General features: G+C 74.1%; 4 protein-coding genes. All 4 read right to left on the bottom strand.

Annotation, left to right across the window (positions count from 1 at the left end; translation table 11 throughout):
• Nucleotides 1-126: 126 nt before the first annotated feature.
• Nucleotides 127-2,547, bottom strand: coding sequence for a lysylphosphatidylglycerol synthase transmembrane domain-containing protein (locus tag N864_RS18390; protein WP_155893014.1), 2,421 nt, complete (start codon nt 2,545-2,547; stop codon nt 127-129).
• Nucleotides 2,548-2,663: 116 nt separating this feature from the next.
• On the bottom strand, nt 2,664-4,217 hold the full coding sequence (locus tag N864_RS18385) for an amidohydrolase (RefSeq protein WP_034720472.1): 1,554 nt from the start codon (nt 4,215-4,217) through the stop codon (nt 2,664-2,666).
• 41 nt (nt 4,218-4,258) lie between these two features.
• On the bottom strand, nt 4,259-5,422 hold the full coding sequence (locus N864_RS18380; RefSeq protein ID WP_034720468.1) for a VWA domain-containing protein: 1,164 nt from the start codon (nt 5,420-5,422) through the stop codon (nt 4,259-4,261).
• A 1-nt stretch (nt 5,423) separates the two neighbouring features.
• On the bottom strand, nt 5,424-5,904 hold a 481-nt coding region (locus tag N864_RS18375), incomplete at its 5' end, for a vWA domain-containing protein (protein ID WP_155893013.1).

The following is a 5,904-nucleotide window of genomic DNA, read 5'->3' as shown; positions in this document are numbered from 1 at the left end:
TTCTCGCTGAGCTTGGAAAGCGACAACTGCACGCTCGATTGAGAAAAGTGCACTGTCGATTGTGAGAAGTGCACGCTCGATTGAGAAAAGTGCACTGTCGATGAGGAATGTCGCACTCTCGATTGGTCAGATGACGTTGTGGTGCTGGAGCAGCCGGTGGGCGACGATGCCGGGGACGACGGGCAGCCAGAAGGTCAGCACCCGGGCAGTCAGGGCCGCCGCCACGGCGTCGGTGGGGTGGATGCCGACCGCCGTCAGGCCGGCCACGAGCGCGCCCTCGACCGCACCGAGGCCGCCGGGAGTCGGGAGGAGCTGCCCGAGCGTGGACGCGACGATGAAGACAGCGACGACGGCGCCGAGGGAATAGTGCGCCCCGATGGCCGACAGGGTCGTGGCCAGGCCTGCGGCCGAGAAGGCGAGGAAGAGCACCTCGCCGACGACGAGCTGGAGGGCGCGCACCGGCCGCCGCAGGGTCGGCACGACGGTGTCGACGAGCCGGCCGAGGATCGCGCGGGCGGGCTGCCACACACGGGTCCGGCCCCACGGCGAGGCGAGGAACGCGACGAGCAGCACGAGCAGGCTCGCGCCGAGGATCCACGTCCACAGCGGGATGGAGACCTGTCCGAGCGGCACCGCGTCGCCGATGACGAGGATGCCGACGAGCGTTGCCAGCCCGGTCACCACGACGGTGGCCGCCCGGTTGAGCAGCAGCACCCCGACCGCGTCGGTGCGAGCCATGCCGAGCTTCTCGAGGAACGAGATGTTGATCGTGTAGTAGCCGAGCGCCGCGACCGTCGTGCGTCCGGTGAAGGCGGAGGCGACCTGCACGGCGATGCTGCGCCACACCGGGAGAGACGGTTGGGCCGAGCCGAGGATGGTCAGGGTGTTGGACAGGATGGCGAGCATCCCGAACGCGACCGTCGCGCCGAGCCAGTCCCACTGCGCTCGCGCGATCACCGAGCGGACCTCCGCGAGGCTCGCCACCTCGGGCAGGAGCAGGTAGACCGCGATGCCGCCAGCCGCGAGGATGGCCACCGTCGCTGGGCGGACCGGCGAGCGGAACGCGGGCACCTCGCAGTCGAGCCGGTCGGCGATCGCCTGGCGCAGCCGCATGAGGTCGGTCCGATGGACCAGCTGTCGCCGGAACCGCCGGTGCAGGGCGACCGGCTGCAGGTGCGGCAGCGAGTCGCGCACGGTCTCGTCCGGCAGGGACCGGATGGCGCTGTCGACCGCTCGCTCGACCCCCACGACCGAGGTGAGGGTGACGAGCAGCTCTGCGACGTCCTGCACATTGTGCGTGCGCGGACCGCCGACCCGGCCGAACGTGAAGTCGGCGATGCGGATCCCCCCGCTGCCGTCGACGAGGATGTTGGAGGCGCGCAGGTCATGGTGGACCATCCGCGCCGAGCCGAGGCACCGGACCGCGCGCCACAGCGCGTCGAGCTGCGCATCGGTCACCGAGCCGGGCCCGAGGTCGGACAGCAGCCGGCCGTCGAAGTGCCGGCGCACGAGGAACGGCGGGCCGTGCTCGATCTCGCCGGCGAGCAGGACGGGCAGCGTGCCGACCCCGGCCCGCTCGGCGAGCAGGGTGATGTAGGCCTCGTGGGCGACCTCGTGCCGTGGCGTCGACAGCGCCGGCTCCGGGGCGACCTCCAGCGAGGCGAGCACCCGCCGGACCCGGTAGCCGATGCCGGCGAGCCGGTGCAGCCGCCGGACGACCTTGACCTCGACGTGCTCCCCCTCGGTCGTGTGGACCTCGTAGACCTGTGGGCCGAGCAGACGACCGGGCAGACGCACCATCCGGGCCGGGGCGATGCCGACCTGCCGCAGAGCGGCCTGGACCGCGGGCTCGGCGGCCCGCCGGCCCGGCGCCCCAAGGACGAGGTGCAGCAGGATGCCGACTCCCCAGCCGAGCACGGCGGCGGCGAACACGCCGATCGGCAGCGCGTTGCCGAGGTACAGGTCGGCGACGGCCACCCCGATGACGACGACCCAGCTGACCCGTCGCTCGGCGCGCGTGACGTAGGGCCCCGCCGCACTGGCGATGGCGGCGGCCACGGCGGTGTGCAGCGACGGGAACTCGAAGGCGCTGCCGCCACCGGTCCGGACGACGGTCTCGAGGAAGGCCGCGGTGACGATCCGCGGGCCGATGAGCTCGTGCACGATGAGGACGAGGGCCCATGCGACGACTCCGGACCACGCGACCGCGACGGCCATCCGGACCCGGCCGAGATAGAGGGCGAGCCCGGCACCGAGGACGATCCCGGGCCAGTAGCCGGCCCAGGGCAGGATCCGCCACAGCGGCGCGGACCAGTCGGGCAGGCGTTGGAGCTCGTGGAAGATCGCCGCCTCCACCTCGTTGACGCCCGGGGTCCGGGCCACGACGAGGCAGGCGAGGACCACGCCGGCCGACACGGCGAGCCGCACCAGGTCGAGCGGATGGCGGCCCACGGAGTGCCGCAGTCGCGCATACCGCCCGGGTCTCTTCGGCGGCGCCGAATCAGGACCGGCGGGCTGGGGTGGCGGGGTGTCCGGCTCTTCAGTCACCCGCGACCTCCAGTCGGAACGTCCCGGTGACGGTCACTCTTGATGTTCCCACACGTCGCGGGGGTAGCGAGGACGACAGCGTCCCGGCCCGCCCAGCAGGAGCGCGGGGTTCGGTCTCAGAGCCGGGACCAGGTCGGCCGCCCAGCGAGGAACGTGGCTGCGACGGGCAGGCCGCGCAGCCGGGCGCCCACCGCTGCCGTGTCGGTGCTCGGCACGTCGCGCACGAGTGGGTCCGCGTCGAGCAGCACGAGGTCACCGCGGGAGCCGACCCCGAGGGTGCCCTGCCCGTCGGTGCTCGCCGCGAGCGCCTCGGCGACCGACACGGCCTGCTCGGGGTGCCACGGCTCCCGTCCGTCCGCGCTGCGGTGCACCGCGGCGGCGAGGGTGAGCCAGGGGTCGAGCGCGGCGACGGGGGCGTCCGAGCCCATCGCGAGCCGCACGCCGGCGTCGAGCATCGAACGGAGCGCGAAGCACCGGCCGGCGCGGTCGGGCCAGCACGCCATGGTCACGTCCCGGTCGTCGAGCAGGTGCGCCGGCTGCACGCTTGCCACGACGCCGAGGCGACCCATCCGCTCGAGGTCCTCGAGGCGGACGAGCTGGGCGTGCTCGATCGAGCCGGTGGCTCCGGTCGTGGCGAAGGCATCCAGTGCCGAGGACACGGCCGCGTCACCGATGGCGTGCACGGCGACCCGCAGCCCCGCGGCGTGGGCGCGCCCGACGAGCTCCCGCAGCTGCTCGGGGGAGGTGTTCTGCTTGCCGCGCGGATGCTCGAGGTGCGCCGCGCTCGCGTCGGCGTACGGCTCGCAGCAGTATGCGGTGCGCGTGTTGAGCGATCCGTCCGAGATGATCTTGAGCGGGCCCATCTCGATCAGACCCGACGAGTCGCCGAGGGGGTCCCCCGAGCGCCAGCCCGCCTCGAGGACGTGGGCCAGCTCAGCGGCATACACCGCCGTCCTGACGCGCAGCGTCGTCAGTCCGGCGCTGAACCGCTCGGGCCACTCCCGGACGGCGCCGCTGAACTCCATGTCGGTGATGCCGACGATGCCCTTCGCGGCGGCGGCGTGCGCCGCCTCGCGGTAGGCGTGCTCCTTCGCGGCGGTGGCACCGGGCAGGTCGTCGAGCCGCGCGAAGACGGGGAACCAGTCGTCCTCGTCGAGGGCGCCGGCGCGGGGCGGCAGCCCGAGCAGTCCGAGTGCAGCGGAGTTGAGCCAGCCGTTGTGGGCGTCCCCGCTGACGAGGATGACGGGATGCTCTCCGGAGACGGCGTCGAGCTCGGCGACGGTCGCGGGGCCGGGCCACGTGGCCGAGCGGTGACCGTAGCCGACGATGACGCTGGTCCGGTCACCCTCGCGGGCCCGCCGCGCCACCTCGCGGCGGACGCGGTCGACCCCCTCCGTCGCGGAGCCGGTGCCGGCCAGGTCGAGTCGGGCCCGCGCCAGGGACCACTGCGCCATGTGGACGTGGGCGTCCCAGAGGCCCGGGATCGCCCAGCGGCCCGACGCGTCGTGGACCTGCTCGTCGCGGTCGGCCTCGAGCGACACGGCGACCTCGGTGACCTTGCCGTCCCGGATGCGCAGGTCGACGGGGTGCTCGGGGGCGGTCCGGCCGCCGACCGGCACGAGCCGGGCGTTGCGGATGAGCGCGCGCGGGAAGAGGTCGTCGGGGCGCATGGGCACAGGGTAGGTGCCCAGGTGCGCCCCCGGTCGCCGGCTCACAGCAGTGGGCTTCGCCGCAGCGACACGACCAGGCCGGCGACGAGCAGCGCCGCGGCCACGAGGGCGAAGCCGGCGCTGAGGTCGAGCTGTCGGAACTGGAGCGAGAGGTGTTTCGGGAGCGCGGCCAGGACCTGGTTCAGCTCGTCGGCGTCCTTGGCGGCGAAGTACTCGCCGCCCGTGCGCTTCGCGACCGCGCGCAGGGCCGGCTCGTCGACGAGGAGGTAGGTCTGGTCCGGGGCGGCGCCGGGGCGGGTCAGGTCCCGCCCCGTGAACCGCGGCTCGTAGCCGCCGTACTGCTGGACTGTGCAGGCCATCCGGGTCGGGTTGCGGGTGCCGAAGCCGATCGGATAGATCCGCACGCCACGGTCCCCGGCCTGGGCGGCCGCGTCCTCGGGCGGGACGCCTCTCGTGTTGGCGCCGTCCGTCAGCAGCACGAGGATCTCGGGCACCGGCCCACCTTTCGGGCCCGACCGCGTGGGCGGCGTCTGCTGGGGGTTCGTGCCGGACCCACCGCTCGGTCCAGTGGTCGGCCCGCCGGCCGGTCCACCGGCCGGTCCACCGGTCGGTGGGAGGCCGGGGAGGTCGAGACCCGAGACCGGGTCGCTGGGCGGCACGGCGGGGTCGATCTCGGCGATCGCGTCGACCGACTTGAGGATCGCCGCCCCGATCGCCGTCCCCCGACCGATCTGGGCGTCGTCGAGGGCGGCGAGCAGGGTGCCCCGGTCCGTCGTCGGCGGGACGGCGAGCTCCGCGAAGCCGGAGAAGAGGACGAGCCCGATCTTCGTGTCGGCCGGCTGACCCTCCGCGAAGGACCGCACCGCCGACTGGGCGGCGCTGAGCCGGTTGGGTGAGACGTCCGTGGCGCACATCGAGCCGGACAGGTCGAGGGCCAGGATGAACGTCGACCCGGAGATCGGCACCTGGGTGCGGACCTGCGGGCGCGCTGCCGCGACGCCGAGCAGGGCGAGGGACGCCAGGACCAGCGCGATCGGCACGTGCCGGCGCCACCGGTGCTGCGGACCGGCCGCAAGCCGCACGAGCGCCACGTCCGGGTGGCGCACCGCGAGCCGACGGCGGCGCTGGAGCTGCCGGAGGTAGAGACCGAGCAGGACCGGCACGGCAAGCAGCACACCGAGCAGGAGCGGCTGGTCGAAGGACACGTCAGACCACCCTCCCCTCCCGGACCACCGTCGTGGCGACCCCGGCGAGCAGGAGCAGCGCGGCGAGCCCCGCGACGAGCGAGGTGACTTCGTGGGGGACCGTCCGGACGTGCCAGGCGAGCTCGATCGAGTCGTAGACGGCAGCCAGGGAGCCGGCGTCGGCGGCGGACCAATACGTCCCGCCCGTCGTCTTCGCGATCTGGCGCAGGGCCGGCTCGTCGAGGGCCGTCGCGACGCTGAAGCCGTCGACCTGCAGCACGGTGCCCTGCGGGGTGCCCAGCCCGATGGGGTCGACGCGCACGCCGGCCGTCGAGGCGAGGTCGGCGACCTCGCGCGGGTCCGGGCCGCCGGTGTCCTCGCCGTCGGTCAGCAGCACGACCGCCGTGCCGCCGTAGTAGCCGACGGGCGTCTCCGAAGGTGCCTGGCCGCCGCTGACGCCTCCGCTGCCGCCGCCGCTCCCGCCGCCGGGGCCGCTGCCGGGG

The organism is Intrasporangium chromatireducens Q5-1 (genome assembly GCF_000576575.1).
Classification (GTDB): Bacteria; Actinomycetota; Actinomycetes; order Actinomycetales; family Dermatophilaceae; genus Intrasporangium_A; species Intrasporangium_A chromatireducens.
The sequence above is the reverse complement of the archived record's forward strand: the minus strand, read 5'-3'. Positions and strand labels throughout refer to the sequence as shown.

What these genes read in the sequence shown, in the direction of transcription:
- N864_RS18385 (WP_034720472.1), bottom strand. Translation starts at nt 4,217, where the DNA reads ATGCGCCCCGACGACCTCTTCCCGCGCGCGCTCATCCGCAACGCCCGG.